We start from the raw sequence: 26347 nt of genomic DNA, 5'->3' as shown, positions 1-26347 counted from the left end.
AAGAGTTTCATAAGTGACGGGAATAATTCCTGTATATGATAACACATTGTTTTCATTTATAATTTAAGAATTTTCGACGCAGTCGGTGCTGCAATTTTTAAAGTATATAAAAATTATAGAATTACTTTTCTTATCGGCAGGCCGAGGGGTGCTTACGCTGATCTCCATGGAAAACGGCTGGTTGCATAATGCGTTTGCAGCCCTGCCGGAAACCGCAGAATGGACGCGCGGCGTCGAAACTCTTCCGTGGAGAAATGACATGGGTGAACGAAAGCAAATCACGTTTGGCGTCATGCTGCAGGGGGCGGGCGGCCATATGAATGCGTGGAAGCATCCAAGCGGTCCTGCCGATGCGAGTACGAATTTCGAGTTCTTCGTCAATGCCGCACGCAAGGCGGAAGCAGCCGGGATCGCCTTCGCCTTCGTTGCTGACGGACTTTACGTCAACGAGCAGTCAATACCGCATTTCCTGAACCGCTTTGAACCGATCTCGATCCTCTCGGCACTTGCTGCTTCCACCTCGAAAATTGGCCTCGTAGGTACGGTATCGACGTCCTATAGCGATCCGTTCACCATTGCGCGCCAGTTCGCTTCGCTGGATCTCATTTCCGGCGGACGCGCCGGGTGGAATGCCGTGACCTCACCGCTGGAAGGTTCTGGCCGCAATTACGGTCGCCCGCATCCGGAACACGAACTGCGCTATGAAATTGCGGACGAATATCTCGACGTTATCAAGGGGCTATGGGACTCCTGGGATGACGATGCTTTTGTTCGCGATCGCGAAACCGGCATCTATGTCGATAAAAGCAAATTGCACCGCATCAATCACAAGGGACGTTTCTTCAATGTCGAAGGGCCGCTGAATATAAGCCGCTCACGGCAGGGGCAGCCGGTGGTGTTTCAAGCGGGATCATCGGATTCCGGAATCCGGCTGGCAGGAAAACATGCCGATGCGGTGTTTACGAACGGTGCCAGGATCGAGGAAGTACAGGCTTTCTACCGGCAGGTAAAACAAAGCGCCGTTGCTCAAGGGCGCAGTTCTTCCGATGTCGGGATTTTCCCCGGTATCGGCCCGATTGTCGGGCGCACGCAGGAAGAAGCTGAGGCAAAATATCAGGCGATCCGTAATCTGGTTTCGGTCGATGAGGCACTGCTTTATCTCGGCCGCTTCTTCGACCATCACGATTTCAGCATCTATCCGCTCGACGAGCCTTTCCCTGAACTCGGCGAAATCGGCAAGAACAGTTTCCGCGCCACGACAGATCGCATCAAGAAAACGGCGAGGGAAACCGGCGCGACATTGCGCGAGATCGCGCTTGATGTGGCAACGCCGCGCACCGCATTTATTGGCACGGCGGAAGCCATTGCCGACGAGCTGATAGACTGGGTGGAAACCGAAGCTGCCGATGGCTTCATCTTGGGCTTTCCAGTCATTGCGGAAGGCCTGGACGATTTCATCCGCTACGTCCTGCCGATCCTCGAAGAGCGTGGCTATTTCACCCCGGAACTGCGCGGTGAAACGCTGCGCGATCATCTGGGATTGCCGTTCCGCGAAAGCCGCTACTCATCTGTGGCGGAACAACCGGCAAGCAAAGCCGCGCGAGCCTGAGGAGCCGGTTTCATGGATGTCACCTCCCGATCCCGCAACAGGCTCGATGCAGCGAAAGAAGGCATTGGCGCGCATCTCGATGAATTCATAGCGCTTCGCCATGACATTCATCAGCATCCGGAGCTTGCTTTCAACGAGCATCGCACGAGCCGTCTCGTTGCTTCAAAACTCACCTCCTGGGGCTATGACGTCACGACGGGAATTGCAGAAACGGGTGTGGTGGCAACCCTGGCACGGGGGCGGGGACAACGCCGTCTCGCGATCAGGGCCGACATGGATGCTCTTCCGATTGAAGAGGTAACGGGGCTTCCCTATGCCAGCCGAAACAAAGGTGTAATGCACGCTTGTGGCCATGACGGGCACACGACGATCCTGCTCGCGGCGGCGCGATATCTGGCCGAGGAAGGGAACTTCAGCGGTACGCTTGATCTTGTCTTTCAACCGGCAGAGGAAATCGGTGCCGGAGCACGCAAGATGATAAGCGAAGGGCTTTTCGAGCAGTTTCCCGCCGATGCTGTGTTCGGATTGCACAACTGGCCAGGCATCCCCACAGGACAATTCGGGTTTGTCGCCGGGCCAGCTATGGCGTCAGTCGACAAGGCGGTCATCAGGGTCATCGGCGAAGGTGGCCACGGAGCCGAACCGCATAATGCGGTCGATCCTATCGTAACCGCCGCGTCAATCATCACCACCCTGCAAAGCGTGGTTTCACGCAACGTCGATCCACGCGAAATGGCGGTTGTCACGGTCGGCTCCATCCACGGCGGTGAAGCCTCAAACGTCATCCCTGGTTCGGTAGAGCTTCAACTGACGATCCGCTCCTACAGCGAAGATGTGCGGCGCAGATTGCAGATACGCATCCCGGCGCTTGCCCGGGCGCAGGCGGAAAGCTTCGGCGCCGTTGCAGAGGTTGATTATAGGCTGGGCTTTCCATCCGTCGTCAACCCGACCGCAGAAACGGCGTTTGCCCGCAAGGTTGCGGTCGATGCCTTTGGCGAAAGCAGTATTGACCAGGCATTTTTGCCCCGCACCGCCAGCGAGGATTTCGCCTTCATGCTGCAAGCAAAGCCCGGCAGCTACCTTTTCGTCGGTAACGGCGACAGTGCCCCGCTGCACAGTGCCGAATACGATTTCAACGACCAGATCATCGCGCCAGCCGCCCTCTATTGGGTGCGGCTCGCCGAAACCTTCCTCAAAGAAACAGACGGTGAAGCTGATGAGTGACAGTTTTTTATACACCGGCCCTCTCGATCCCCGTGCAAAGCCGCTCATCGACGAGCTTTTGCATGAATATGACAGCCGTTACGGCACCTATTTCAACGCGGAAGGTGCGGCGGCGGAAATGAACCGCTATCCGCCCGAAGCGTTCGCACCTCCGAGCGGCAATTTCGTGCTGCTGATCCGCAACGGGGAAACCATTGGTGGCGGTGCCTTCAAGGCATTCGATGCGCGCACCGCGGAGTTCAAGCGCATTTGGACACGGTCGGACCTGCGACGGCAGGGACTGGCGCGCAAGCTGCTGGTCGAACTGGAAGAGCAGGCGGCGAGGCAGGGCTATTCCCGCATCTATCTGACGACCGGTTTTCGTCAACCCGAAGCCGTCAGTCTCTATCTCAACAACGGCTATACGGCGCTTTTCGATACGGGTGCAGACCCCGAGATTTACAAGACGCTGCCCTTTGAAAAGGAGATCGGCCATCTGGCCGCTTCACCGGGGCTCGGCACCGATCATCGCATCACGGACGGACAACATATCGCCAGCCGGTGAACCTCACCGCAAGGCGTGAAGGCCAAGGAATGACCAGATGGCAGTAACGACAGAATTCTCGAACGTGCAGATTGCAACCCGCCCGGTGGAGCGCAGGCAGGACTATTCGCGCTACAGAATCGTTCCGGCAAGACATCCGGCGCGTTTGGCCGGAACCCTGTTCGCAGCCCTTGTGATCGGGCTTGTGCTCTATTCAATCTTCACCAATCCTCAATGGGGCTGGAACGTTTTTGCAGAATGGTTCTTTGCCGAACCGGTGCTCGTCGGCCTCGGGCGAACGCTATTGCTGACGGCCCTCGCTGCTGTTTCAGGCTCCATTCTCGGCACATTGCTGGCGCTGGCGCGTGTCTCCAGATCGCCGCTGCTTTCAGGCCTTTCCTGGGGTTACATCTGGCTGTTGCGCTCGATCCCGCTGATCGTATTGCTGCTCATCTTGAACAATCTGGGTTATCTTTATGCAAACATTTCGCTGAGCGTGCCGTTCACGGACCAGATATTGTTCAATTATCCCACTGTGCAATTGCTCACGCCGTTTGCAGCGGCCTTTCTAGGCCTGACGCTGAACCAGTCGGCATTCTTTGCCGAAATCGTGCGCGGCGGTATTCTTTCCGTCGATCAGGGCCAGCACGAAGCTGCGGCGGCGCTCGGACTGCCGCGCAACCGCCAAGCTTTGCGGATTGTCTTGCCGCAGGCGATGCGCTCCATCCTTCCGACGGGTTTCAACGAGATCATCGGTCTCGCCAAGGGCACGTCCATGGTTTACGTACTGGCCCTGCCGGAACTGTTCTACACGGTTCAGGTGATCTACCGGCGCAATCTGGAAGTTATCCCGCTGCTGATGGTGGCAACCGTCTGGTATCTGGTCATCATGACCGTGCTTTCGGTGGCGCAATATTACATAGAGCGCTATTTCGCCAAGGGTGCGCTTCGCAATCCGGTTCCCCTGCCGTTCGTGGCATTCCTTCAGCGCTTCAAGCGCCACTCGCTTCCGATACAGGCGTCAACCGGGCAGGTACAGCGTACAGTCCCCGTCGCCGGTTTCCGCGATGCCGGTACCGTGTCTGCGGGCGCACCAATCCATATTCATGACATTTCCAAGCGGTTCGGCACGAATACGGTGTTGAAGCATGTGGAACTGTCTATTCCGGCTGGCAGCGTGACGGCAATTCTTGGCCCGTCAGGTTCCGGCAAGTCCACGCTGCTGCGTTCGATCAATCATCTGGAGCGCGTGGATGAAGGCTTCATTTCCGTCGATGGCGCATTGGTCGGTTATCGTCAGGATGGAGACACGCTTTATGAGCTGAAGGAGAAGGACATCCTCAAGCGTCGCGCCGATATCGCGATGGTGTTCCAGAACTTCAATCTCTTTCCGCACATGACGGTGGTTGAAAACATCATTGAAGCGCCGATCCAGGTGCGTGGCCTCTCACGCGATGCGGCGGTCCAGCTGGCGCGCGATCTGCTGGCTCGCGTCGGCCTAGGCGACAAGGCGGAAGCCTATCCGCGCCAATTGTCCGGCGGACAGCAGCAACGCGTGGCGATCGCCCGGGCATTGGCGTTGCGCCCCAAGGTCATCCTCTTTGACGAGCCGACTTCGGCGCTCGATCCGGAACTGGTTGGTGAAGTTCTCGACGTCATCAAGGAACTTGCCCGCACCGGGACCACGCTTGTCATCGTCACGCATGAGATCGGCTTTGCACGTGAAGTGGCCGATACGGTCGTCTTCATGGAAGCCGGACAGATCGTAGAAGCCGGTCCGCCATCCCGCATTTTCAACGACGCGCAGCATCCGCGCACACGCGAATTTCTGGCCAAGGTTCTTTGAACCGGCGCTGGAAGAATTGACACAACAAGGAGATGGGAAATGACATTTATCAGAAAGGCGAGCTACTGGACCGCCGGGATTATCGCAACTGCGTTGCTTGGCTCTGCCGCTGCGCACAGCGAGGGGAAATTTGATCTTAGCCCCGAACAGCCGAACCGGCTGCGCGTCGAGAAGATCGACAAGCGCGTGGAAGAGGTAAAGGATTTCAAATTCGTCAAGGACGGTGTTCTGACCATCGGCATTAGCACCAGCGGGCATCTGCCGCTCCATGATTATGCGTCGGATTCCAAGACCGTCATCGGCTACGACGTCGATCTGGCGCAGATCATCGCTGATAGTCTGGGGCGCAAGCTGGAACTGGTTTCCGTGGCGTGGGCCGACTGGCCGCTTGGCCTTTCTTCGGGCAAGTTCGATGCGGTGATTTCAAATGTGACGGTCACGGAAGAGCGCAAGGAGAAATTCGATTTCTCCACCTATCGCAAGGACGAGCTTGGCTTTTATGTGAAGTTCGACAGCAAGATCGGCGAGATCAAGTCTCCGGCTGATATTGCGGGCCTCAAGATTATCACCGATGCAGGCACCAATCAGGAGAAAATCCTGCTGGAATGGGACCGCCAGAACGTGGCTGCCGGTTTGAAAGCAGTTGAGGTGCAATATTACGATGACGATGCGGTCAAGGATCTGGCTATCCAGAGTGGTCGGGCCGATGCCGTATTCAGCGTCAATGCGACGCAAGCCTATTCCGCTGGCATTAACGGCAAGACGAGGCTTGCCGGCACTGTGAGCGGCGGCTGGCCGATCACAGCTGAAATCGCCGTCACGACGCGCAAGGGAAGCGGCCTTGCCCAGCCGTTGACCAACGTTCTAAACGATCTGATCGCAAGCGGCGCGTATCAGAAGGTTCTCGATACCTGGAACCTTGGACCAGAAGCCATCACCGAAGCCAAAACCAACCCGCAGGGCCTGCCGAAAAGCGGTTCCTGAGCCGAAGGGCGAGGGGCGGGTCAGCTTGAGGGGACGCGAGCTGGCCCGCATATTTCTGTAATCCTGGAGAAAGTTACATGAGAGCTGGAGCTCTGCTGATTGCTGCCCTTGCATGGGCGACTTTCCCGGTTCTGCCTGCCATGGCTGAGGATGGTTTCGACCTCTCGCCCGAGCAGACTGGCCGTATTCACGCAAAGAAGAACGACGCTGCAGCCGCAGCTATTCCCGCCGACTTCAAATTTGTTGCGCCCGGCAAATTTACCGTGGCCGTGGCGCCCGGCGGCCCACCACTGGCAACCTATGCGACGGACGCGAGAACCGTTGTCGGTGCCGACCCGGAATATGCTTCAGCAGTCGCTGAAAGCCTGGGCATTGAGCTGCAACTTGTTCCAGTCGCGTGGATCGACTGGCCGCTGGGGTTGGCTTCCGGCAAGTATGATGCCGTCATTTCCAATGTCGGCGTGACCGAGGAACGCAAGGAAAAATTCGACTTTTCTACATATCGGCAGGGCCTGCACGGGTTCTTCGTCAAGTCAGACAGTCCGGTCACCTCCATCAAGGAGCCGAAGGATGCCGCAGGCCTGCGCATCATTGTTGGCGCGGGGACCAATCAGGAGCGCATTCTCGTCAAATGGAGTGAGGAGAACGTTGCCGCAGGCCTGAAACCGATTGAACTGCAATATTACGACGATGAAGCCGCTAGCCTGCTCGCGCTCCGATCCGGGCGCGCTGACGTCATCGTGCAGCCGCATGCGCAGCTCGTTTTCATTGCTGCGCGCGACAAGAATATCAAGCGGGTCGGAACCCTGAGCGCGGGGTGGCCGGATCGTTCCGATGTTGCGATCACTACTCGCAAGGGCAGTGGTCTGGCCGATGCGCTGACGATTGCCACCAATGGCCTGATTGATGACGGAACCTATGCCGAAATTCTAAAGCGCTGGCACTTGCAGGAAGAAGCGCTGTCGCGTTCCGAAACCAATCCGCCCGGCCTGCCGAAATTCAACTGAGCCGACATGAGTTCGTTGCAACTGAAGGATTGAACGTGCCAAAAGCTGTCGAATATTTCTTTTCCATCGGATCGCCATGGTCATATCTTGGGTTGGATACTCTGGAAGAGCTGGCCTCAAGGCATCTGGTTGAAATCAAGCCCCATCTGGCCACTATCATCGAGGAGAATGGCGGAATATTCGCCAAAAATCGCCCTGATGCTCGCCGCGCCTATGGCGCTCGTGACCTGAAGCGGTGGGCCAGATTTCGCGGCAAGCCGCTGCTGCTAGAAAATCGTCCGGCGCTTGGCGACCCGACGGCAGCTTCCTTTCTGGTCATCGCCGCGTATCTTGACGGGGAAAACTGGTTTCAGCTGGTCCGGGCGTTGCAACATGCTTTCTGGGAAGAGGCGAAGGACATTGGACAGCCTGAAGTCCGCCGTGCTGTCGCCGATGCTGCCGGCTTCAACGGAGCTTATCTTCTGTCGCGTGAACAGGACAAGGACGTTCAGGATAAATGGCGAAGTGATCGCGAGACGGCCGCCGAAAGAGGCGCCTTCGGGTTTCCGACCTACATCTACGAGGATGAAATCTACTGGGGACAGGACAATCTCGGCTTCCTGGCGAGCCACATGCGCGGCGAGATTCCGTAACCGCAGGCGACGTGAAACGCCACCGGATACTCTCCGGTGGCGAAGCATCATCATGCGGCGACAATACCGTCGTTGGGAGCGGGCAGTTCAAAAAGGCGGGCTCCGTTTTCGGTTCCCTTTTCCTCATAACCGATAATCTTGAACCACTTCACGATATCGGAACGATCAAGCCAGCTTCGCGAATGGACAGGCAGATCGCCCGCAAGAGCCTGAATGTGCCGTATATGCTGTTTGCAGAAGCGCACGGTGTTTCGGTTGAAGAACTCTTCCTTCGCGGCAAAAAGCGTGTCGGTAGCGCCTTCGCCCTGGTTCCAGGCGATGATCGCTACCACCTTGTCATTCTGCAGCAAAGCGTGCGCCCGACCCTCCCGCAGATTCATCATCAGATTATCATAAGCGGTTTTGGTATCCTTGCCGGCGGCGATATACTCAATCGTCATGCGCCGTGAAAGGTCGTGAAAAACGCTTTCAAGATCACCGACAGTCGCTGTGCGTGCCTTCATTTTTCTGACCTCCCGTCGTTTCACTCCTGTCGCGTGAAAAACGCGACAGCGTCATATTGGCCATTTTGAACCCTGGCATTCAACATGAAAAGCCCCGTACCGGTTCCGGCCTGACGAGAGGAATGCGGTCACGAGGGAAGGTCAGGCCGCGATCGCCGATCGTGCCGCCGCCAGTAGCTCGATCGTTCGCAGGCGATGCGCGCCATCGGTCAGGGGGCAATCCACCACAAATTCCTCCACGCCGTATTCCCGATGAAGACGATTGAATTGCGCCTGGATTTTTTGCGGCGTCCCGCGAATGACCCGCGGGGTGCGCTCCTCGATCTTGTAGCGGCTTGCTCCTGCCTGACGGACATAGTCGAGCGCGAGTTCTCTGCTGCCGACATTGACTGCTTGCCCGCCTTCGATCTCGACGCGGAACAGCCGGATATCGCTCGCGAGTTTCTCGGCTTCTGCTTCAGTCTCTGCCGCGACGATGCCCACGGCGAGAAGTGCGGATTTGCCGGTCTCCCTGCGGTAAGCATCCAGGGCTCGGGCAATGTCGGCTTCATCGCCATGCAGATGTCCCGCATAGACAAAGTTCCATCCGCGCTCTGCGGCAAGCCTCGCGCTTTCGACGCTGGCGCCAAGCAGAAAGCGCTGAGGCGCTTCAGGCGGGAGGGGATAGGCGGCGAGGCTGTCTTCCGGTTTGGGGGCTTCCTTGTCAGGGTGGCGCAGAAAACCGTCGAGCTCATCAAGCTGCTGTTCAAAAGAGGGTTTGCGCCCGAGGTCGTATGCGCCCTGCAATGCGCGGGTAGAGAGCAGCAAACCGCCCGGCGCCTTGCCCACGCCCAGATCCACGCGCCCCGGCGCCAAGGAAGCCAGAAGGTTGAAACTCTCGGCGACCTTATAGGCGCTATAGTGCTGAAGCATGACGCCCCCGGAGCCGATCCTAATCCGCTCCGTCCGGGCGAGAAGAAAACCGATCAAGATTTCCGGCGAGGAACTCGCGAGGCCCGGAGTATTGTGATGCTCGGCGACCCAGAAACGCCGAAATCCGGCTTTCTCCGCCAACTGCGCCAGCGCAACCGTGCGGTTCAGTGCATCGTTCGCCGTTTCATCGCCGTGAATCGGGCTCTTGTCGAGAAAACTCAGGGCGTAGGGCATGGGGTCCTCATTGGCAGGCTTGAACAATGAGTAATCTATAATTTTTATATACTATTGAATCGAGCAACGATGTTCCAATATTCCCGCGCTCATTAAACGAACATGCCGTGCAAATCGGCAGGCAAGGCAGCACCCTGAAAGGAGAACATTCAACAGGTCAGCCGGATTCCTTTCATGCCGTTATCGCATATTGAACATTTCGCATTCCTCACACCCGGAAGCTATCGCGATGACGATCCCGGCAGGGGATTGGAGGAAACGCTTCAGCTTCTGGAGCATGGCGAAGCCCTGGGTTTTGACAGTGCGTGGGTGCGCCAGCGGCATCTCGAACGCGGCATTTCTTCCGCCGCAACCTTTCTTGCCGCCGCGACGCAACGGACAGGCAGGATCGGCCTTGGGACCGCCGTCATTCAACTGGGATACGAAAATCCTTTTCGCCTCGCGGAGGACCTTGCCACCGTCGATGTGCTTTCGGGAGGGCGCCTGAATATTGGCGTCTCGGCTGGCCCGCCGCCTTTTGCGCAGCTGATTTCCGGCTATGCCGATCAGGCACCGCAGGCCGATTATGGTCACGGTCGCGCAGAAAAGCTGGCGCTGGCCCTCCGCTCGGAACCCTTGTCAGACGCAAGCGAGGCAGGAAATGCCGCCGGTGCGCAAGTGCCGCGCCTCCGTCCGTTCGCGAGCGGGCTGACCGATAGGCTCTGGTATGGCGGCGGATCGCAAAGCTCGGCGCGCTGGGCAGGGAGGACCGGTTTCAATCTCCTGACCGGCAATGTCATCAGCGGCGAGAACACCGATGACTTTCTGGCCGCGCAGCGCGCCCTGATCGAACGCTTTCGCGCCGAGTGGTTACCTGAGCGGCAGCCGCGCATAGGGTTGGGACGTGTCATTCTGCCGACCGACAGCGCTACCCCCGCAGCACGGCGTCGCTATAAGGATTATGCAGCGGAGCGAAACAGACGTGTCGGTGTGCCGCACGGACCACGGCGCACTCTCTATTTGCAGGATGCGGTTGGCACGGCAGAAGAGATACTGGAAATACTGGCACGTGACCCCGTGCTGCCGCTCGTCTCAGAATTGCGGCTGGAATTGCCCTATGAGTTCCCCGCTGAAGATTATATCCAGATCATTGAAGATTTTGCTCGTATCGCACTGTTGTCGCGTCGCGTGCAGCCAAAACCGGTGCTCCGCCACGCTGAACAGGAGAGAATCTCTTCCCGCGAGGCTCGCCTTACTTTGGGATCATTCTAATCCCGGTGTCGCTTCAGTTCACGGTAATGTGAACTGAAGCTGCTTAAAGGTCTTTATTTTGCCGTTTTCGCCGGATTGCCGGGGCTTTTCAACGGCCATCCATGCGCTAGTTCGTGGTGATCCGCAGTTGGTTTGCATCCACTGAGGGACAAGAGATATTTGAACTATGCTGGAGGTATGTGTATCGGGCGTATATGTTTTCCGTCTGCGTATTGCGGATTTTTTTCGGAAACACCTCAAAAGTCTTACCCACCAATCGGCAGGAAACGACAATGACCGACCTCCCCGGATATCCGAGTCGTCGCAGTTTTTTGAAAGCGTCCGCAGCTAGTGTGATGCTTTCAGGACTCGCTGTCTCAGCAAAAGCAGAACCGCAAACTCCTCCGGTTCCCCTCGAACAATATGAACGCCAATATTTCAATGAGGTCGAATGGGCCTTCATTCTTGCCGCAACAGCGAGACTGATCCCGTCCGAAGGCGATGGCCCTGGCGCCATCGAAGCCCGTGTTCCCGTATTCATCGATCTCCAGCTTGCAGGCGATTTCGGCCGCGCGGATGACTGGTACATGGTTGGCCCGCACGATCCGTCCGCTGATCCGACGCGCGGCTGGCAGACGCCGCTCAACCCTGCGCAGATTTATCGGCAGGGGATTCCTGCCTTCAACGCATGGTGCGAGCAGAAGCACGGCGCGGCTTTCTCTGCTTTGACGGCGGAACAGCAGGACGCCGCGCTGACTTCATTGCAAAAAGGCGAGGTCGGCTTGCAGCCTGAACTGCGCGACTTCTTCACGCTTCTCTTGCAGAACACCAAGGAAGGCTATTTCGCCGATCCGATGTATGGCGGCAATCACGGCATGCAGGCGTGGAGCTATATCGGCTTCCCCGGTGCGCGCGGCAGCTACAAGGAATGGGTCGAACGCTACAATGTCCGCTACCCGCTGGGTCCGGTTTCGATCAAGGGCGAGAGGGCTTGAGCATGGCACGTCAGGAAAAGAAAAAAGACGTGGTCGTGGTCGGCCTCGGCTGGACCGGCGCCATTCTGTCGATGGAACTGGCCCAGGAAGGGCTTGAAATCGTCGCGCTTGAGCGCGGGCATGACCAGAACACGGTCCCCGATTTCAAATATCCGAACATGATCGACGAGCTGAAATATGGTGTGCGCCTGAAGATGATGCAGCGCGCCAGCCAGCAGACCGTCACGATCCGCCGCAACGCGGACGAAGTTGCCTTGCCTTACCGCAGCTTCGGTTCGTTTCTGCCCGGCAACGGTGTCGGCGGAGCGGGCACGCACTGGAACGGCCTGAACTGGCGTCCGCAAGCGGAAGAACTGCGCCTGCGCTCCTACGTAAAGGAACGCTGGGGTGAGCAGATCATTCCCGAAGACATGCTTCTTGGCGATTACCCGATCCAATATGACGAACTGGAGCCGTTCTTCGACCGTTTCGAGCGCGTCGCGGGGATTTCCGGCAAGGCAGGCAACATCAAGGGCAAGATCGTTGAGGGTGGCAACCCGTTCGAGGGCTGGCGTTCCAATGATTATCCGATGCCGCCGATGCATACGACCTGGGACGGACGGAAATTTGCCGATGCGGCCCAGGGCATGGGGTATCACCCGTTCCCGTCGCCGGGCGGCATTGCCTCGACCGCCTATGTCAATGAATATGGCATGCAGATGGGGCCGTGCAATCACTGCGGTTTCTGTGAACGCTTCGGCTGCTACCAGTACTCCAAATCGTCACCGCAGACGGCAATTCTCGATGCGCTGAAGCGCATGCCGAACTTCTCTTATCGCACGGAGTCCGAAGTTCTGCGTGTTGAAATGGCGCCGGACGGCAAGACGGCTACGGGCGTGACCTATTTCGACGAAGCGACGCAGGAGGAAGTCTTCCAGCCCGCCGATATCGTCATTCTTGCGTCGTTCTCGCTCAACAATGTGCATCTGGCGCTGCTTTCCGGCATCGGCCAGCCATACGACCCGGTAACAGGCGAGGGCGTCACCGGGCGCAACTACGCCTATCAGATGAATGGCGGCGTAACGCTCTTCTTCAAGAATGAGGAGTTCAATCCGTTTATCGGCACCGGCGCGAATGGCATGTGCATCGACGACTTCGGTGTCAACCAGATCGATTTCGGACGCGAAGGCTTCATCGGCGGTTCCTATTGGCGCGCAGGCCAGACCAACGGCCAGCCGATCCGCAGCATGCCGCTGCCGTCTGGAACACCAGCCTGGGGTGGTGCATGGAAGAAGGCCATCGCCGAATGGTACGGCCATGCCATGTCCATCGGCAGCCACGGTTCGCATATGTCCTACCGGACGAACCATCTCGATCTGGACCCGACCTATAAGGACCGTCACGGCCGTCCGCTGATGCGCATGACCTTCAACTGGAATCCGAATGATATACGGATGACCCAGTTCATGAAGACCAAGATGGAAGATCTGGCCAAGACGATGAACCCAGACCTGATGCAGTCGTCCTTCAAGAAGGAAGGCGCGCAGTATGACGTGCGCCCATATCAGACGACGCACAACACGGGCGGTCATATCATGTCGGATAATCCGCGTGAGGGCGTGGTCAACCGCTATTCGCAGGCTTGGGACAAGCACAACGTGTTCCTGACCGGTGCGGGCAACTTCGTGCAGAACACGCAGTACAATCCGACCGGCCTGCTGGGTGGGCTTGCCTATTCGACTGCGCATGCGATCCGTACGCAATACCTGTCCAATCCGCGTCCGCTGATCTGAGGAGAATGGTGATGAAAACTTTTCTTCGCATAATCGGCGTTCTTGTCGTCATCGGAATTATCGCGCTGCTGGCCTTCATCTTCGTGCCGGTGCAGCTTACCAAGCCGACCAAGGAACTGGCTGCGGACTGGAAACCCGCCGAAGGGCAGGGCCAATATGTCATGTATGCTTCCGACTGCATGGCCTGCCATACGGCGGAAGGCGGCAAGCCTTTTGCCGGCGGACGCCCGATCGCAAGCCCGATGGGCACGATCTTTACGACCAACATCACCCCGGACAAGGAAACCGGCATTGGAAACTGGACGCTCGACCAGTTTCGCGCTGCTCTCTATGACGGCATCCGTGCCGATGGCGCGCATCTCTATCCGGCAATGCCATACGAGAACTATCGCAAGCTGACCGAGGAAGACGTTCGCGCGCTGTATGACTATTTCATGCATCAGGTGGAGCCGGTGAACAATGTCGTTCAGGAAACCAAGCTCGGTTTCCCGTTCAACATGCGTTTCGGCATTCGTGCATGGAACTGGCTGGCTCTCGGTCAGGAAGCGGGCTTCAAGGCCGCAGGCAAGTCGGAAGCACAGGATCGCGGCCAGTATCTGGTCGAGGGCCCGGCTCACTGTGCCGCCTGCCACAGCCCGCGCAATCCGCTGATGGCGCAGAGCGGCACGCAGGTTGGTGACAAGGACTTCCTCACCGGCGGTGTTGTCGATGGCTGGAACGCACCGACGCTGCGCGGTGAAAACTCCGCTCCGCAGAAATGGTCCATCGAGGAGCTGGCGACCTATCTTGCAACAGGCCGCAACTCCTATTCTACGGCCAATGGCGAAATGGGCCTTGCGGTCGAGCACTCGCTGCAGCATCTCACTGATGCCGACAATCTGGCGATTGCCGCTTTCCTGAAGGGGATTGACGGCGCGGCTGTGGAAATGCCGCAGGACTTTGCGGTGAAGGTTTCCAAGGCCATGCCGGCTGCCCCGGCTGATGCCGCCGGTGAAGCAACCACAAAGATGCTGACGGAGGCTTCTCCAGAGATGCCGCTTGGCGCGCGCCTCTATATCGACAACTGCGCCGCCTGCCATTTCGTGACGGGCAAGGGCGCGCCGGGAATCTTCCCAGAGCTTGCCGGGAATGATCTGGTGACGGGCTCGGAAACGAAACCGCTGATCTCGATCATCCTGCACGGTGCGGAGGTTCCCTCCACGGCGAAGCGTCCGATGCGTCTGGTCATGCAGGGCTATGCCGACCGCCTGTCGGATGACGAAGTTGCCGAACTGGCTACCTTTGTCCGCTCCGCATGGGGCAACGGCGCAGGGCCGGTGAAAGCCGCGGATGTCGCAGCGGTCCGCAACAGCCAGACCCACTGATGAGAAAGTGACGGCGGAGCGAAAGTTCCGCCGTTCTGTTATCTACGCTGCTTCAATGTCGCGCATGGGTGGGTTTCCGTAGAAGCGGCTATATTCGCGACTAAACTGCGAGGGACTTTGATAGCCCACGCGATGGCCTGCCGTACCGGCATCCAGCCGCTCGACCAGCATGAGCCTGCGGGCTTCGTTCAGGCGGAGCTGCTTTTGATACTGTACCGGCGTCATTGCCGTGATCGCCTTGAAATGATGGTGAAACGACGACGCGCTCATATTGACGTGTTCGGCCAGCTGTTCGATCCGCAACGGTGCTGCAAAATTCTGGCGAAGCCATGCGATAGCCCGCGCTATACGGTTGGCCTGGCTGTCGGCGGTGGCAATGTTGATCAGTCGTTCGCCGCCCGGACCCGTCAGAAGGCGATAAAGGATTTCCTGCTCGATCAGGGGCGCCATCACTGGAATATCGTCGGGACTGTCGAGAAGGCGCAGCAGTCGCAGAACCGCGTCAAGCAATCCCGCAGGCGCGGCATTGACGGTGATCCCCCATTGATCGCCATCGGCCATCATCCGTCTGCGAACATCGACACGGCCGATCAGGTCGGTCAGTTTTTCGCTGTCGATGGCGAGGGCCAGGCACAGATGTGGCGCTTCCGGGCTCGCTTCAACCACCCGCCATGTTACTGGTAGGTCAAGCGAGGTCACCAGATATTCGCCCTTGGTGTAGTTGATCGTCTCGGAACCGAGGCGCAGCGATTTTGAACCTTGCAGCACCATGGCGAGGCAGGGCCGATAGCTGCTGTGGCACGGTATGCTTGGCGTCGTCCGCCTGCTGATCCCCAGACCTTCGATTGGTGTGCGATATTCACCGTCCTGCCCGGTGAAACGCTCCGCGAGAGCGGCAAGCTCGTTATAGGTGTCTGTCAGTGACGTCATGGATGATCCGCTTCGGATGAGTTGGAATAAAGCAACTATCTATCACGCTGGCTTGTGTCGCAATCGTGAAGCGGGCACCTTTGCAGGATCGTGCAAAAAGCTTGCAGGATCGGTCTACCGCTTCCGCGCCTGTTTCCGGCATATTCCGCGTGCCTTTCCAAATTCAATAAATGGAGTCTATCATGGCCATAGCAAGAGGTTACGCTGCTACGGATGCAGATGAACCGTTGGTTCCGTTCACTTTTGAGCGACGCGAACCCAATGCGGATGACGTGGTCATCTCGATCCAGTATTGCGGTGTCTGCCATTCCGACATCCATACCGTTCGCAATGAGTGGAAGAACGCCGTTTACCCAATCGTTCCGGGGCATGAAATCGCGGGCGTTGTCACGGCTGTCGGCGATGCGGTCACCAAGTTCAAGGTCGGCGATAAGGTCGGCGTCGGCTGCTTCGTGGATTCCTGCGTCGGCTGCGCCAGCCGGGATGTCGACAACGAGCAGTATCTCCCCGGTCTCATCCAGACCTACAACACCTTCGATGCGGAAGGAAAGGAACGGACGCAGGGCGGCTATTCCGACCATATCGTCGTCAAGGAAGGCTATGTCCTGTCCATGCCCGACAATCTTCCGCTCGATGCCGCAGCTCCGCTGCTTTGTGCTGGCATCACGCTTTATTCACCGCTGCGCCACTGGAATGCTGGTCCGGGAAAACGGGTCGCCATCGTCGGCATGGGCGGCCTCGGGCATATGGGCGTCAAGCTTGCCAATGCCATGGGCGCGCATGTGACGGTTCTGAGCCAGTCGCTCTCCAAGAAGGAAGACGGCCTGAAACTTGGCGCTCATGAATATTACGCCACCAGCGACGAAAGCACCTTCGAGAAGCTGACCGGTTCGTTCGATCTCATCATCTGCACCGTCGGTGTTGCCATCGACTGGAATGCCTATTTGGGCCTGCTCAAGGTCAATGGCACGATGGTGGTCGTGGGCGTGCCCGAACATATGGTGCCGGTGCATGCCTTCTCGCTCATTCCGGGCCGCAAGTCGCTTGCGGGATCGATGATCGGATCGATCAAGGAAACACAGGAAATGCTGGATTTCTGCGGTCAGCACAACATCGTTTCCGAAATCGAGAAGATCAATATCCAGGAAATCAACGAAGCCTATGAGCGCGTTCTGAAGAGCGACGTTCGCTACCGCTTCGTGATCGACATGGCTTCGCTGGCAGCATGACGCATATCGAAGGATGGAGCATTTCCCGTTTTGATTGAAATACTGGAATGCCTGTCCTTATCCTGAAATAGCAAAACCCCGACCCGTTTGTGTCGGGGTTTTGCTTTTCTATCTATTGGTTTTTCCGCATTTCCGAACGCAAAACCGTTTCACACTTTTGCTGGAAATGCTCAGCGTCTGCGCAGATTTTTCCAAACCAGCGCGGCTGTTACCGTCAGAAAAGCCGCAAGGATCGTACCCTCGATTATAAAATACCAGTGCATGAGGGGAAGCTCCTATGCCGGAACTCTGCCGCCGCCAGATCGAGTGTTCGATGTCCATGGAATTGCTGCTTGGGGTTCTTCGAGAATATTTCGCTTGAGGGCGAAGCCGGCTATCGCATGGCGCGCAACGTTCAGAGGTTTGAGACCGTTCTGCGCATCACAGCACGCCTTCCATGTCATTTCATAGATGACATCACGGTCGTGCTCCGGCCATTCATAAAGATAGTCTATTGCGTCTTCAACGCAGGCAATTTCGCGAATGAGATAGGGGCCGTCCTTAACAAATACAGGACTGTCAAACAAACGGTCGCTCATCAGAACCTCCATTTGATCGAACGAAAATGTTAGTGTGACGGCGTCGATTTAGGAAGCCGCTGCGGCTGTTCAAGTGGGTGGAATAAAAAAGTTTTTAGATTCCGCAGTTAAGACGTCGCATCGCCGGATGCTTGTTCGGCATACCACATTGCTTATCGCTTATTACAAAGAGCTGAAGTACAGTCTGTCGGGCAGCATCTTGCGGCGGGGGAACGTATCTTTGGGATTTGACGAGAATACACTGTTTTTTGCGGCGGGTATCTGCTCCCTGGCAGTGGCCCTGACGATCCTGAGTGTCTGGTATCAGAATTCCCACGATGGCTTCTTGCTGTGGGGTTGCCTTGGCATGATCCTGCTCGGCACGGGGGCTGTGCTTTATTATGCCGGGCCGCTACCGCTGGCCACGGCCTCGATCGTCGCCTTCAGCCTCGAAAACGTCGGCTTCATACTGCTGATACTGGGTTCACGACAGATTTCGGGTCGTGCGGTTCGCAGCCGCTTTTTGATCCTCCTAGCGATTGCCGTCATCTGCGCCACGATACTTCCCATTCTGGCGGGGCAGACGGGCACCGGCACGGCAATTTTCAACCTGACGTCGGCCCTGTTGCTCCTGATGACGGCGAAAGAGTATTTCCACGTCTATCGCGAGGCGCCGGTCCCTGTGACAGGCATGATTGCGCTTTATGTCCTGACGGCGATTTCATTCTTTCTGTGCGGTGTGGTGATCCTGTACGAACGGCAATGGGTGATGACTGCCATCCCCAGCAACTGGGCTGAAAACATCAATGCGATAACGGCAATCATCGGGATTACGGGCATTGGCGCTTTATCGCTGAATTTCACCCAGTCGCGTATCGCGCGCCGCCATGCCAACGACGCACGCACGGACAGCCTGACCGGATTGCTGAACAGGCGCGCCCTTTACGATGTGCTGACCCACGATGAATTGCAGCTCGGGGATTCCGTTGTGATCTTCGACCTCGATGCATTCAAGTCGATCAATGATACGCACGGCCACATTATCGGCGATCAGGTGTTGGGAACCTTTTCCAATGTCCTGCGCAGCCATGTCAGATGCGAGGCCCTGATTTCGCGTGTCGGCGGCGAGGAGTTCGTGCTGGTCCTGAGGCAGAAACAGAACAGCGAGGTTCTTGCTTTGGCTGATGCGATCCGCAAAGCCTTTGCAGCGACAATTTTTGAAGCTCTGGCGGGAGATTTTTCTACGACGACCAGTGCGGGCATCGCTTTCTTTACGCCGAGAGATCGTGACTTCCAGACCGTATTCCACCGGGCGGACGCCGCGCTTTATCGCGCCAAGCATCTGGGGCGCAACAAGGTATGCACAGAGCTGCACAGCGTCGCCTGAACGCTCCGATCAAGGATGGAAATGGGCCTGAAAATCTGGCCCATTTCCGTCAGCTTGTCAGGTGCCGAAGCGTTCTTCGCTCAGCGCCGCCGCCATCAGAGCTTTGGTATAATCCTCGCGCGGATGATCGAAGACCTGTTCGGTGTCGCCCTGTTCGACGATCTTTCCGTTCTTCATCACGATCACATAATCGGACACCGCCCGAACGACCGCCATATCGTGGCTGATGAACAGATAGGACAGCCCATGTTCTTTCTGCAGATCGCGCAGAAGGGTGACGATCTGCTTCTGCACCGAACGGTCGAGCGCGCTTGTCGGCTCGTCGAGCACGATCACGCGCGGTTTCAGGATCATCGTGCGCGCAATGGCGATGCGCTGGCGCTGGCCACCTGAAAATTCATGCGGATAGCGGTTGCGCATGGCCGGATCGAGACCGACTTCCTTCAGCGCTTCCTGCGCACGGCGGTCGCGCTCCTTTGCCGAAAGGTTGGGTTCGTGGATCAGAAGCCCTTCGGTGATGATGCGCCCGACCGTCATGCGGGGGCTCAGCGAGCCGAACGGGTCCTGAAAGACGAGCTGCAATTCGCGGCGCTTCGGTCGCATTGCCTGCGGCTCGCGCGGCAATTCCTGCCCCAGATAGGCGATGCGGCCTTCGGAGGCGATCAGCCGCAAAATGGCGCGGCCCAGTGTGGATTTGCCCGAACCGGATTCACCCACAATACCGATGGTCTGGCCCTGCTTCAGCGTCAGCGAGACATTGTTGACGGCTGTGAGGTAGTTGGCGGCGCCGAGCCACGGCTTGCTGATGAGAAAGTTGACCTTCACATTATCGGCGCGAACCAGCACGGGCGCTTCGTCGCCGGGAGGGGCTTTTTCACCTTCCGGTTCCGCATTGAGCAGCATCTTCGTATAGGGATGCTCCGGCGTGGTAAAGAGTTTCTCCGTATCGTTGGTTTCCACCACTTCGCCGGAGCGCATCACATAGACCCGATCCGCAAAGCGCCGCACGATGCCGAGATCATGCGTGATGAAAACCACCGCCATGCCAAGCCGCTTTTGCAGATTGGCCAGGAGATCCAGAATCTGCGCCTGAATGGTGACGTCGAGCGCGGTCGTCGGTTCGTCGGCGATCAGGATGTCCGGTTCGTTGGCGAGCGCCATCGCGATCATGACGCGCTGGCGCTGCCCGCCCGACAGCTCATAGGGATAGCTGTCGATGCGACGCTCCGGTTCGGGGATGCCGACGAGCTTCAGCAGTTCAAGAATACGCGGGCGCGCATCCTTCTTGCTCAAGCCCCGATGATAGCGAAGCGGCTCGGCAAGCTGGTCGCCGATGCGGTAAAGCGGATCGAGCGAGGTCATCGGCTCCTGAAAGATCATGGTGATCTTTGCGCCGCGTATCCTGTTCAGCTTCTTTTCGGGCATGCCGATCAGATCCTGTCCACGATAAAGCGCCTGACCGGTTGCCCTGCCGTTCTGGGCCAGGAGGCCCATCATCGCCATGGTCGTCTGGCTCTTTCCGGAGCCGGATTCGCCCACAATGGCGATGGTTTCACCGGCTTTGACATCAAGATTGATGCCGCGCACGGCCTCAACCGGACCATCATGCGTATCGAAGGTGACACGCAGATCACGCACGCTCAGAATGTTTTCGTTCGTCATCTCAGCGATCCTTCGGGTCAAGGCTGTCGCGCAGGCCATCGCCAAGGAAGTTCAGCGCAAACAGGATGATGGTCAGCGTCGCGGCAGGCCAGATCAACAGCCAGCTGGCGCCGCGCATGTTCTGGGCGCCTTCGGAAATCAGGAGCCCCAGAGAGGTGAGGGGGTCCTGCACGCCGAGACCGAGGAAGGAAAGAAGGCTTTCAAGCAGGATTGCCTTCGGCACCAGAAGCGTCACGAAAACGATAACGGGACCGAGTGCGTTGGGAATGATGTGGCGGGTGATGACGCCGCGCCGCGTTGCGCCGAGCGCCTCCGCTGCCTGCACGAATTCCTGCCGTTTGAGGCTCAATGTCTGTCCGCGCACGATGCGCGCCATGTCCAGCCATTCCGTCGCGCCAATGGCGATGAAGATGATGAAAATCGATCGCCCGAAGAAGACGAGCATCAATATCACGAAGAAAATGAAGGGCAGAGAATAGAGAATATCGACCAGCCGCATCATCACATTGTCGACGCGTCCGCCTAGGTAACCGGAGATCGCGCCATAGGACACGCCCAGAACCAGAGCCATCGCGGAAGCGAGCAGGCCGATGGCAAGCGACATGCGAACGCCGATGAAGATGCGCGTCAGCAGATCGCGGCCCAGATTGTCGGTGCCGAGCAGGAAATAGTTGCGGCTGACATTGAGCGTCAACTTGCCCGAAAGCCCGTCCTGCGCCAGTTCAATCCTCGGATTGCCGAACAGGTCGGAACGCTCGAAATAGCGCAGCACGCGCTCGTCCGTCGGGCGTTGCGACGTTACGTTGACCACCAGCGAATTGCCGGTCAGTTCAGGCTCGCCAGCGGCTTTCAGCCGCGCGCGGGCCAGCACCTGTTCCAGCCCGGGCATGATCGTATCGGCACGCGGATAGGCTTCGAGGCTTGGGGAGACGCGCACGAACTGCGGATAAATCTTGTCATAGGGATGCGGGCTCAGCATGGGGCCGAACACACCCAGAAAAGCCATCAGGAGAAGCACGATGGCGCTCGCCACGGCGGCCCTGTTCTTGCGCAGGCGCAGCCATGCATCCTGCCAGAGCGAGCGGCTGGGAACTTCCAGCTGGGCTGTTTCGGTCGGAGCGGTAAGATCAGTCATAGCGAACCCTCGGATCAAGCCATGCATAAAGAAGATCGACGATCAGGTTGAAAGCCACGATGAAGACCGAAATGACGACAACGGTTCCCATGACGAGGGTGTAATCGCGGCTAAGCGCGCCCTGCACGAAGTAACGGCCGATGCCGGGGATGCCGAAGATAGTTTCGACCACGACCGAACCGGTGAGAAGGCCGGCGGCGGTCGGGCCGAGATAGGAAACGGCGGGAAGCATGGCGGCGCGCAACGCATGAACGCCCACAACCACGCGGGAAGGCAGGCCATAGGCTCGCGCCGTGCGCACGTGATTGGCGCGTAATGCCTCAATCGTTGCGCCGCGCACGAGGCGCGCGATGACGCCGACCTGCGGCAATGCAAGCGTAAGGACCGGCAGTATCCAGTAGGTTATATTCGCCGAGGACCAGCCGCCCGCCGGAACCCAGCCGAGAATGACACCGAACAGAAGGCTGAGGAGAGGGGCCACGACAAAGGTCGGCGTGGTGATGCCGAATGTGGCGAGAGCGACAACGAAATAGTCGATCGGTGAATTCTGCTTCAGCGCGGCGAGCGTGCCGAGGAAGGTCCCGATGATCGCGGCAAGCGTCAGGCCGAGCGCGCCGAGCACGATCGAAACCGGCAGGCCGGAAGCAAAGAGGTCGTTCACTGTAAAGTCACGCCGGGTAAAGCTCGGCCCGAGATCGCCCTGCACCAGATTGCCCAGATAAATCAGATACTGCCGCCACAGCGGCGCGTCCATATTATAGGCTTTCTTGAGGTTCTCCAGGATCAGCGGATCGATCGGGCGTTCCAGATCGAAAGGTCCGCCCGGCGCAAGCCTGATGAGGAAGAACGTCAGCGTGATGATGATGAAAATCGTGGGTATCGCACTACCCAATCGTCGGAGCGTATAGCCCAGCATGTTCTTTTCCCTTCTTTGCCGGATCGTCGACGAACGATCCGGCAACCCCTGAGGGTATTTTTGGTTCTGGCTTTATTTGTTGATCGAAAGCCAGCGCGTGGCGTGCGAATTCATGAGGTTATCTTGGTAACCCTGAACGCGGTCGGCAACGAGAGCGGTGGACGAATAATACAGCAGCGGCACGACGGCCCCGTCGCTGAGCAAAATCTTCTCCGCATCAGCAAGTATTTTCGCCCGTTCTGCGAGATCGATTGTCGTTGCGGATTTCGCCATCAGCGCGTCATAATCCTTGTTCGACCATTCGGCATAATTGAAGTAATTGCCGGTGGTATAAAGCTCCAGGAACGAATTCGGATCGTTGTAATCGCCGATCCAGCCGTCGCGGGTGATGTCGAACATCCCCTTTTCCTGAAGGTAATTGTAGAAGGTCGTTCCCTCGACCTCATTGAGGGTTGCCTTGATGCCGATATTACCCAGCATATTGGCGATTGCCGCCATTGTATTCTTGTGGTTTTCCGAAGTGTTGTAGCGCAGGGTCACCGAAAGGCTTCCAGGCTCTACACCGGCTTCCTTCAGCAATTCCTTGGCCTTGTCCTCACGGTCCAGCACGTCCTCGTCTGCGAAATCCAGCTTCGGCGCATCCTTGACGTAATTCACGATTCCGGGCGGCACCATTGAATTGGCTGGCAGCATCACACCGCGCCAGACTTCATTGGCGATGAAGTCACGGTCGACAGCCATTGATATGGCGCGGCGCACACGCGGATCACGCAGCTTGCTCGACGGCTCGCCTTTGATGTCCGCATAATAGATGCCGAGATAAGGGGCGAGGCGGAACTGGCCGCTCAGGTTCTTCTTCACATAATCCATCTGCTCGGCTGGAACATCGGAGCAGATGTCGACTTCTTTCGCCTCGAAACGGCGCATGCAGCTTGCACGATCTTCAAAAGGTATCCAGTTCACCGCGTCGATTTTCACGTTGGAAGCATCCCAGTAATTGGGGTTCTTCTTCATGGAAATCTTGTCGTTGGGATTGAAGCTGACAAGCGTATAGGCGCCATTGGTCACGAGATTGCCGGGCAGGGTGAACTTGTCGCCGAATTTCTCGACGGCTTTCCGGTTGAGCGGGAAACCGGTCTGGTGGGTCAGCAATTCGAGAAAATAAGGGGCAGCATTCTTGAGGCTTATCTGAAGGGTCTTGTCGTCAAGCGCCTTCACGCCAAGCTGGTCAACCGGCATCTTGCCTGTGGCCACTTCCTCGGCATTCTTGATGGCATAGAGGACGCTGGCGTAACCGGCAGCCGTCTTGGGGTCCATGATGCGGCGGAAAGTGAACTCGAAATCGCCAGCGGTAACGGGATCGCCATTCGACCATTTGGCGTTTTCGCGCATGTGGAACGTGTAGGTGAGGCCATCGTCTGAAATATCCCATGAGGCAGCGGCGCCGGGGATGGCTTCGCCCTTCTCGTTCTGAGCGAGCAAACCTTCATAAAGGTCGCGCAGGACACGGTTTTCCGAAATAGTGGTGGTGTGATGCTGGTCCAGCGTGGCGGGGTCGGTGTCGTTGCCCCGGTTGAGCACTGTTTCTGCCGATGCTGGTTGGCTCAACGCCATCAGGCAAACGCCTGTCATCAAAATTCCGCGAACCATTAGAAACTCCCATATGCTTTACTAGAAAATGTAAGCCCCAACAAAAAAGAGGCCCTCCGGAAGCACCGAAGAAAAAAGGGCTGCGTCAGACAACGCAGCCAAGCTGAAAATTTATTGTTTAAAAGAAAGCCAACGGGTCTTGTGGCTGTCCATCAGGTTGTCGTTCCAACCGTTGATATTGTCCGAAACGAGAGCGCGCGATGAATAATAGAGGATCGGAATATTGCTCATATCGTCAAGCTTCAGCTGTTCGGCTTCTGCCAGTGTCTTGGCGCGCTCGTTGAGATCGGTAATTTTTTCAGCTTCTGCCATCTTCTCGTCGTAAGCGGCGTTCTTCACCTTGGAATAGTTGAAGCTGACATTGCTCTGGCTGATATAGAGGAAGTTCTGCGGATCGTTATAATCGCCGATCCAGGCCGCGCGGGCGATATCGAACGGACCGTCTTCACGCAGGAAGTTGAAATAGGTCGCGCCTTCGGTTTCGTTCAGCGAAGCCTTGATGCCGATATTGCCAAGCTGATCGGCAATGGCCGCCATCGTATTCTTGTTGTTTTCCGAAGTGTTGTAGAGCAGTTCGATCGAAAGCGTGTTTGGCTCGACGCCTACTTCCTTCAACAGTTCCTTGGCCTTGTCCTCACGATCCAGCATATCGTCGGAATAGTTGAGTTTCGGCGCATCCTTCACATAGTTGGCGATGCCGGGAGGAACCATCGAATAGCCCGGCAGCATGGTGCCTTGCCAGACCTGATTGGCGATGAAATCGCGGTCAATCGCCATGGAAATCGCCTGTCGGACGCGCGGGTCCTTCAGCTTGCTGTCTGCGGTCTTGCCCTTCACCGGCAGGTAATAGACGCCGAGATATGGCGCCATGCGGAATTCCTTGGAAAGGTTCTTCTTCACATAGTCCATCTGCTCGGCCGGAACGTCGGAGCAGATCTGCACTTCCTTGGCCTCGAAGCGGCGCATGCAGCTCGCGCGGTCCTCGAACGGTATCCAGTTGACCGTATCGATCTTCACTTGATCCGCTTCGTAGTAATACGGATTCTTCTTCATCACGATCTTGTCGTTCGGCGTGAAGCTTTCCAGCATATAAGCGCCGTTCGTCACCATCTTGCCGGGCGTGGTGAACTTGTCGCCATTGGCCTCGACACTTTTCTGGTGCAGCGGGAAACCGGTCTGGTGAGTCAGAAGCTCAAGGAAATATGGAGCAGGGGAGTTCAGCGTAACCTTGAGCGTGTGATCGTCGACCGCCTCGACGCCAAGCTGGTCCGTCGGTGCCTTGCCGGTTGCAATATTTTCGGCGTTCTTGATGATAAACAGCATGCTGGCATAGCCGGCCGCTGTCTTCGGGTCCATCAAACGACGGAAGGTGAACTGGAAATCGCCTGCGGTGACCGGATCGCCGTTCGACCATTTCGCGTTATCGCGCAGATGGAACGTGTAGACCGTGCCGTCCTCGGAAATATCCCAGGACTTGGCCACGCCGGGAATAGCCTTGCCGTCTGCGTCCTGAATGGTCAGGCCGTCATAAAGGTCTCGCAGCACGTTGCCTTCGGAGACCGTCGAGGTGCGGTGATGGTCAAGCGTCGCCGGATCGGTGTCGTTGCCGCGGTTGAGAACGGTTGCGGCTGAAGCGGCACCGGCCAGCGCCAGAAGACACACACCTGTCAGTAGAAATTTACGATACATCTGAGAACCCCTCCGTTGAAATTTTTGAAATGGCTCGCATCTTATGGATAAGCGCGCCACTTGCAAGAGAACTTATCAACACTTTGACTTGATTAATATATTCACAATTTATCGAGCAATTTAAGCGTCGCGTTTCGGGTACGGAACCAGGCGTTTTCATCGGATTTACAAGTTGCGGCCCAAGCTGAAAGTGCCCGGAAAACGCCGGAATTTCCGCGATTTGCTGAGTTCGGATGGCAGTTGAAATGCGGCCAGAATCGGATCGATTCGCTAAAAGTTACACACACGATTTTCAGAACGAGGCTGTTATGGCCTGTGCCTTGATATTGACGGTCCGTTTGCGGAAAGGGGCGACAT

At 57.3% G+C, this 26347-nt stretch carries 22 protein-coding genes; 13 read left to right on the top strand and 9 right to left on the bottom strand.

What is annotated here, in order from left to right:
• Nucleotides 1–259: 259 nt before the first annotated feature.
• From AC0TNJ_RS19545 to AC0TNJ_RS19515, 7 genes are all read left to right on the top strand, one after another.
• Nucleotides 260–1609, top strand: coding sequence for an LLM class flavin-dependent oxidoreductase (locus AC0TNJ_RS19545; RefSeq protein ID WP_473772115.1), 1350 nt, complete (start codon nucleotides 260–262; stop codon nucleotides 1607–1609).
• A 12-nt stretch (nucleotides 1610–1621) separates the two neighbouring features.
• Entirely contained in the window at nucleotides 1622–2833 is a 1212-nt protein-coding gene (locus tag AC0TNJ_RS19540; protein ID WP_473772114.1) for a M20 aminoacylase family protein, read from the top strand.
• Nucleotides 2826–3377 (top strand): GNAT family N-acetyltransferase, encoded by a 552-nt coding sequence (locus tag AC0TNJ_RS19535; RefSeq protein WP_473772113.1) that lies wholly within the window; start codon nucleotides 2826–2828, stop codon nucleotides 3375–3377. Before AC0TNJ_RS19540 ends, AC0TNJ_RS19535 begins: the two co-directional genes overlap by 8 nt.
• A gap of 37 nt (nucleotides 3378–3414) precedes the next feature.
• Nucleotides 3415–5202: an amino acid ABC transporter permease/ATP-binding protein gene (locus tag AC0TNJ_RS19530; protein ID WP_473772112.1), complete on the top strand. Its 1788-nt coding sequence runs from the start codon at nucleotides 3415–3417 to the stop codon at nucleotides 5200–5202.
• 39 nt (nucleotides 5203–5241) lie between these two features.
• Nucleotides 5242–6186, top strand: a complete 945-nt coding sequence (locus tag AC0TNJ_RS19525; RefSeq protein ID WP_473772111.1) for an ABC transporter substrate-binding protein — start codon at nucleotides 5242–5244, stop codon at nucleotides 6184–6186.
• Nucleotides 6187–6263: 77 nt separating this feature from the next.
• Nucleotides 6264–7193, top strand: coding sequence for an ABC transporter substrate-binding protein (locus AC0TNJ_RS19520; protein ID WP_473772110.1), 930 nt, complete (start codon nucleotides 6264–6266; stop codon nucleotides 7191–7193).
• Between the two features lie 35 nt (nucleotides 7194–7228).
• The gene (locus tag AC0TNJ_RS19515) at nucleotides 7229–7825 is read left to right on the top strand and encodes a DsbA family protein (protein WP_473772109.1); all 597 of its coding nucleotides are present in this window, start codon (nucleotides 7229–7231) and stop codon (nucleotides 7823–7825) included.
• 50 nt (nucleotides 7826–7875) lie between these two features.
• On the opposite strand, the gene AC0TNJ_RS19510 is transcribed toward AC0TNJ_RS19515, so the two are convergent.
• The gene (locus AC0TNJ_RS19510) at nucleotides 7876–8328 is read right to left on the bottom strand and encodes a hypothetical protein (RefSeq protein ID WP_473772108.1); all 453 of its coding nucleotides are present in this window, start codon (nucleotides 8326–8328) and stop codon (nucleotides 7876–7878) included.
• A 141-nt stretch (nucleotides 8329–8469) separates the two neighbouring features.
• Nucleotides 8470–9474, bottom strand: a complete 1005-nt coding sequence (locus AC0TNJ_RS19505) for an MsnO8 family LLM class oxidoreductase (protein WP_473772107.1) — start codon at nucleotides 9472–9474, stop codon at nucleotides 8470–8472.
• Nucleotides 9475–9648: 174 nt separating this feature from the next.
• Here AC0TNJ_RS19505 and AC0TNJ_RS19500 point away from each other — a divergent pair, with 174 nt between their 5' ends.
• From AC0TNJ_RS19500 to AC0TNJ_RS19485, 4 genes are all read left to right on the top strand, one after another.
• On the top strand, nucleotides 9649–10725 hold the full coding sequence (locus AC0TNJ_RS19500; protein ID WP_473772106.1) for an LLM class flavin-dependent oxidoreductase: 1077 nt from the start codon (nucleotides 9649–9651) through the stop codon (nucleotides 10723–10725).
• 272 nt (nucleotides 10726–10997) lie between these two features.
• A complete protein-coding gene (locus AC0TNJ_RS19495; protein ID WP_473772105.1) occupies nucleotides 10998–11699 on the top strand; it encodes a gluconate 2-dehydrogenase subunit 3 family protein in 702 nt (233 codons plus the stop codon).
• A 2-nt stretch (nucleotides 11700–11701) separates the two neighbouring features.
• A complete protein-coding gene (locus AC0TNJ_RS19490; protein WP_473772104.1) occupies nucleotides 11702–13471 on the top strand; it encodes a GMC family oxidoreductase in 1770 nt (589 codons plus the stop codon).
• Between the two features lie 11 nt (nucleotides 13472–13482).
• Nucleotides 13483–14835, top strand: a complete 1353-nt coding sequence (locus AC0TNJ_RS19485; protein ID WP_473772103.1) for a c-type cytochrome — start codon at nucleotides 13483–13485, stop codon at nucleotides 14833–14835.
• A 42-nt stretch (nucleotides 14836–14877) separates the two neighbouring features.
• On the opposite strand, the gene AC0TNJ_RS19480 is transcribed toward AC0TNJ_RS19485, so the two are convergent.
• Nucleotides 14878–15765, bottom strand: a complete 888-nt coding sequence (locus AC0TNJ_RS19480) for an AraC family transcriptional regulator (protein ID WP_473772102.1) — start codon at nucleotides 15763–15765, stop codon at nucleotides 14878–14880.
• A 182-nt stretch (nucleotides 15766–15947) separates the two neighbouring features.
• Between AC0TNJ_RS19480 and AC0TNJ_RS19475 the strand changes: the two genes are divergently transcribed.
• Nucleotides 15948–16994 carry an NAD(P)-dependent alcohol dehydrogenase gene (locus tag AC0TNJ_RS19475; protein ID WP_473772101.1) on the top strand — a complete coding sequence of 349 codons (1047 nt, stop codon included), beginning with the start codon at nucleotides 15948–15950 and terminating at the stop codon, nucleotides 16992–16994.
• Nucleotides 16995–17269: 275 nt separating this feature from the next.
• Here the strand turns inward: AC0TNJ_RS19475 and AC0TNJ_RS19470 are convergent, their stop codons facing one another.
• Nucleotides 17270–17572 carry a DUF982 domain-containing protein gene (locus AC0TNJ_RS19470; RefSeq protein ID WP_122002318.1) on the bottom strand — a complete coding sequence of 101 codons (303 nt, stop codon included), beginning with the start codon at nucleotides 17570–17572 and terminating at the stop codon, nucleotides 17270–17272.
• Between the two features lie 220 nt (nucleotides 17573–17792).
• Between AC0TNJ_RS19470 and AC0TNJ_RS19465 the strand changes: the two genes are divergently transcribed.
• Nucleotides 17793–18938: a GGDEF domain-containing protein gene (locus AC0TNJ_RS19465; protein ID WP_473772100.1), complete on the top strand. Its 1146-nt coding sequence runs from the start codon at nucleotides 17793–17795 to the stop codon at nucleotides 18936–18938.
• Nucleotides 18939–18995: 57 nt separating this feature from the next.
• On the opposite strand, the gene AC0TNJ_RS19460 is transcribed toward AC0TNJ_RS19465, so the two are convergent.
• From AC0TNJ_RS19460 to AC0TNJ_RS19440, 5 genes are all read right to left on the bottom strand, one after another.
• The gene (locus tag AC0TNJ_RS19460; protein ID WP_473772099.1) at nucleotides 18996–20600 is read right to left on the bottom strand and encodes an ABC transporter ATP-binding protein; all 1605 of its coding nucleotides are present in this window, start codon (nucleotides 20598–20600) and stop codon (nucleotides 18996–18998) included.
• Between the two features lies 1 nt (nucleotide 20601).
• Entirely contained in the window at nucleotides 20602–21735 is a 1134-nt protein-coding gene (locus tag AC0TNJ_RS19455; protein ID WP_122002321.1) for an ABC transporter permease subunit, read from the bottom strand.
• Complete coding sequence (locus AC0TNJ_RS19450; RefSeq protein ID WP_122002322.1) at nucleotides 21728–22651, bottom strand: ABC transporter permease subunit; 924 nt, start codon at nucleotides 22649–22651, stop codon at nucleotides 21728–21730. Before AC0TNJ_RS19450 ends, AC0TNJ_RS19455 begins: the two co-directional genes overlap by 8 nt.
• Before the next feature lie 72 nt (nucleotides 22652–22723).
• Nucleotides 22724–24301, bottom strand: a complete 1578-nt coding sequence (locus tag AC0TNJ_RS19445; protein ID WP_473772098.1) for a peptide ABC transporter substrate-binding protein — start codon at nucleotides 24299–24301, stop codon at nucleotides 22724–22726.
• 111 nt (nucleotides 24302–24412) lie between these two features.
• Nucleotides 24413–25990 carry a peptide ABC transporter substrate-binding protein gene (locus AC0TNJ_RS19440; RefSeq protein ID WP_473772097.1) on the bottom strand — a complete coding sequence of 526 codons (1578 nt, stop codon included), beginning with the start codon at nucleotides 25988–25990 and terminating at the stop codon, nucleotides 24413–24415.
• Between the last annotated feature and the right edge of the window lie 357 nt (nucleotides 25991–26347).

This window comes from Ochrobactrum sp. PL_is483, assembly GCF_055816855.1.
This window is presented reverse-complemented; position numbering and strand designations above follow the sequence as displayed.

Excerpts from the sequence above, each read along its gene's own strand:
- AC0TNJ_RS19490 (WP_473772104.1), top strand. The coding sequence starts at position 11,702 with ATGGCACGTCAGGAAAAGAAAAAAGACGTGGTCGTGGTCGGCCTCGGC.
- AC0TNJ_RS19540 (WP_473772114.1), top strand. The coding sequence starts at position 1,622 with ATGGATGTCACCTCCCGATCCCGCAACAGGCTCGATGCAGCGAAAGAA.
- AC0TNJ_RS19480 (WP_473772102.1), bottom strand. The coding sequence starts at position 15,765 with ATGACGTCACTGACAGACACCTATAACGAGCTTGCCGCTCTCGCGGAG.
- AC0TNJ_RS19535 (WP_473772113.1), top strand. The coding sequence starts at position 2,826 with ATGAGTGACAGTTTTTTATACACCGGCCCTCTCGATCCCCGTGCAAAG.
- AC0TNJ_RS19445 (WP_473772098.1), bottom strand. The coding sequence starts at position 24,301 with ATGGTTCGCGGAATTTTGATGACAGGCGTTTGCCTGATGGCGTTGAGC.
- AC0TNJ_RS19470 (WP_122002318.1), bottom strand. The coding sequence starts at position 17,572 with ATGAGCGACCGTTTGTTTGACAGTCCTGTATTTGTTAAGGACGGCCCC.
- AC0TNJ_RS19530 (WP_473772112.1), top strand. The coding sequence starts at position 3,415 with ATGGCAGTAACGACAGAATTCTCGAACGTGCAGATTGCAACCCGCCCG.
- AC0TNJ_RS19460 (WP_473772099.1), bottom strand. The coding sequence starts at position 20,600 with ATGACGAACGAAAACATTCTGAGCGTGCGTGATCTGCGTGTCACCTTC.
- AC0TNJ_RS19505 (WP_473772107.1), bottom strand. The coding sequence starts at position 9,474 with ATGCCCTACGCCCTGAGTTTTCTCGACAAGAGCCCGATTCACGGCGAT.
- AC0TNJ_RS19455 (WP_122002321.1), bottom strand. The coding sequence starts at position 21,735 with ATGACTGATCTTACCGCTCCGACCGAAACAGCCCAGCTGGAAGTTCCC.
- AC0TNJ_RS19475 (WP_473772101.1), top strand. The coding sequence starts at position 15,948 with ATGGCCATAGCAAGAGGTTACGCTGCTACGGATGCAGATGAACCGTTG.
- AC0TNJ_RS19520 (WP_473772110.1), top strand. The coding sequence starts at position 6,264 with ATGAGAGCTGGAGCTCTGCTGATTGCTGCCCTTGCATGGGCGACTTTC.
- AC0TNJ_RS19440 (WP_473772097.1), bottom strand. The coding sequence starts at position 25,990 with ATGTATCGTAAATTTCTACTGACAGGTGTGTGTCTTCTGGCGCTGGCC.
- AC0TNJ_RS19525 (WP_473772111.1), top strand. The coding sequence starts at position 5,242 with ATGACATTTATCAGAAAGGCGAGCTACTGGACCGCCGGGATTATCGCA.
- AC0TNJ_RS19450 (WP_122002322.1), bottom strand. The coding sequence starts at position 22,651 with ATGCTGGGCTATACGCTCCGACGATTGGGTAGTGCGATACCCACGATT.
- AC0TNJ_RS19545 (WP_473772115.1), top strand. The coding sequence starts at position 260 with ATGGGTGAACGAAAGCAAATCACGTTTGGCGTCATGCTGCAGGGGGCG.
- AC0TNJ_RS19510 (WP_473772108.1), bottom strand. The coding sequence starts at position 8,328 with ATGAAGGCACGCACAGCGACTGTCGGTGATCTTGAAAGCGTTTTTCAC.
- AC0TNJ_RS19500 (WP_473772106.1), top strand. The coding sequence starts at position 9,649 with ATGCCGTTATCGCATATTGAACATTTCGCATTCCTCACACCCGGAAGC.
- AC0TNJ_RS19485 (WP_473772103.1), top strand. The coding sequence starts at position 13,483 with ATGAAAACTTTTCTTCGCATAATCGGCGTTCTTGTCGTCATCGGAATT.
- AC0TNJ_RS19495 (WP_473772105.1), top strand. The coding sequence starts at position 10,998 with ATGACCGACCTCCCCGGATATCCGAGTCGTCGCAGTTTTTTGAAAGCG.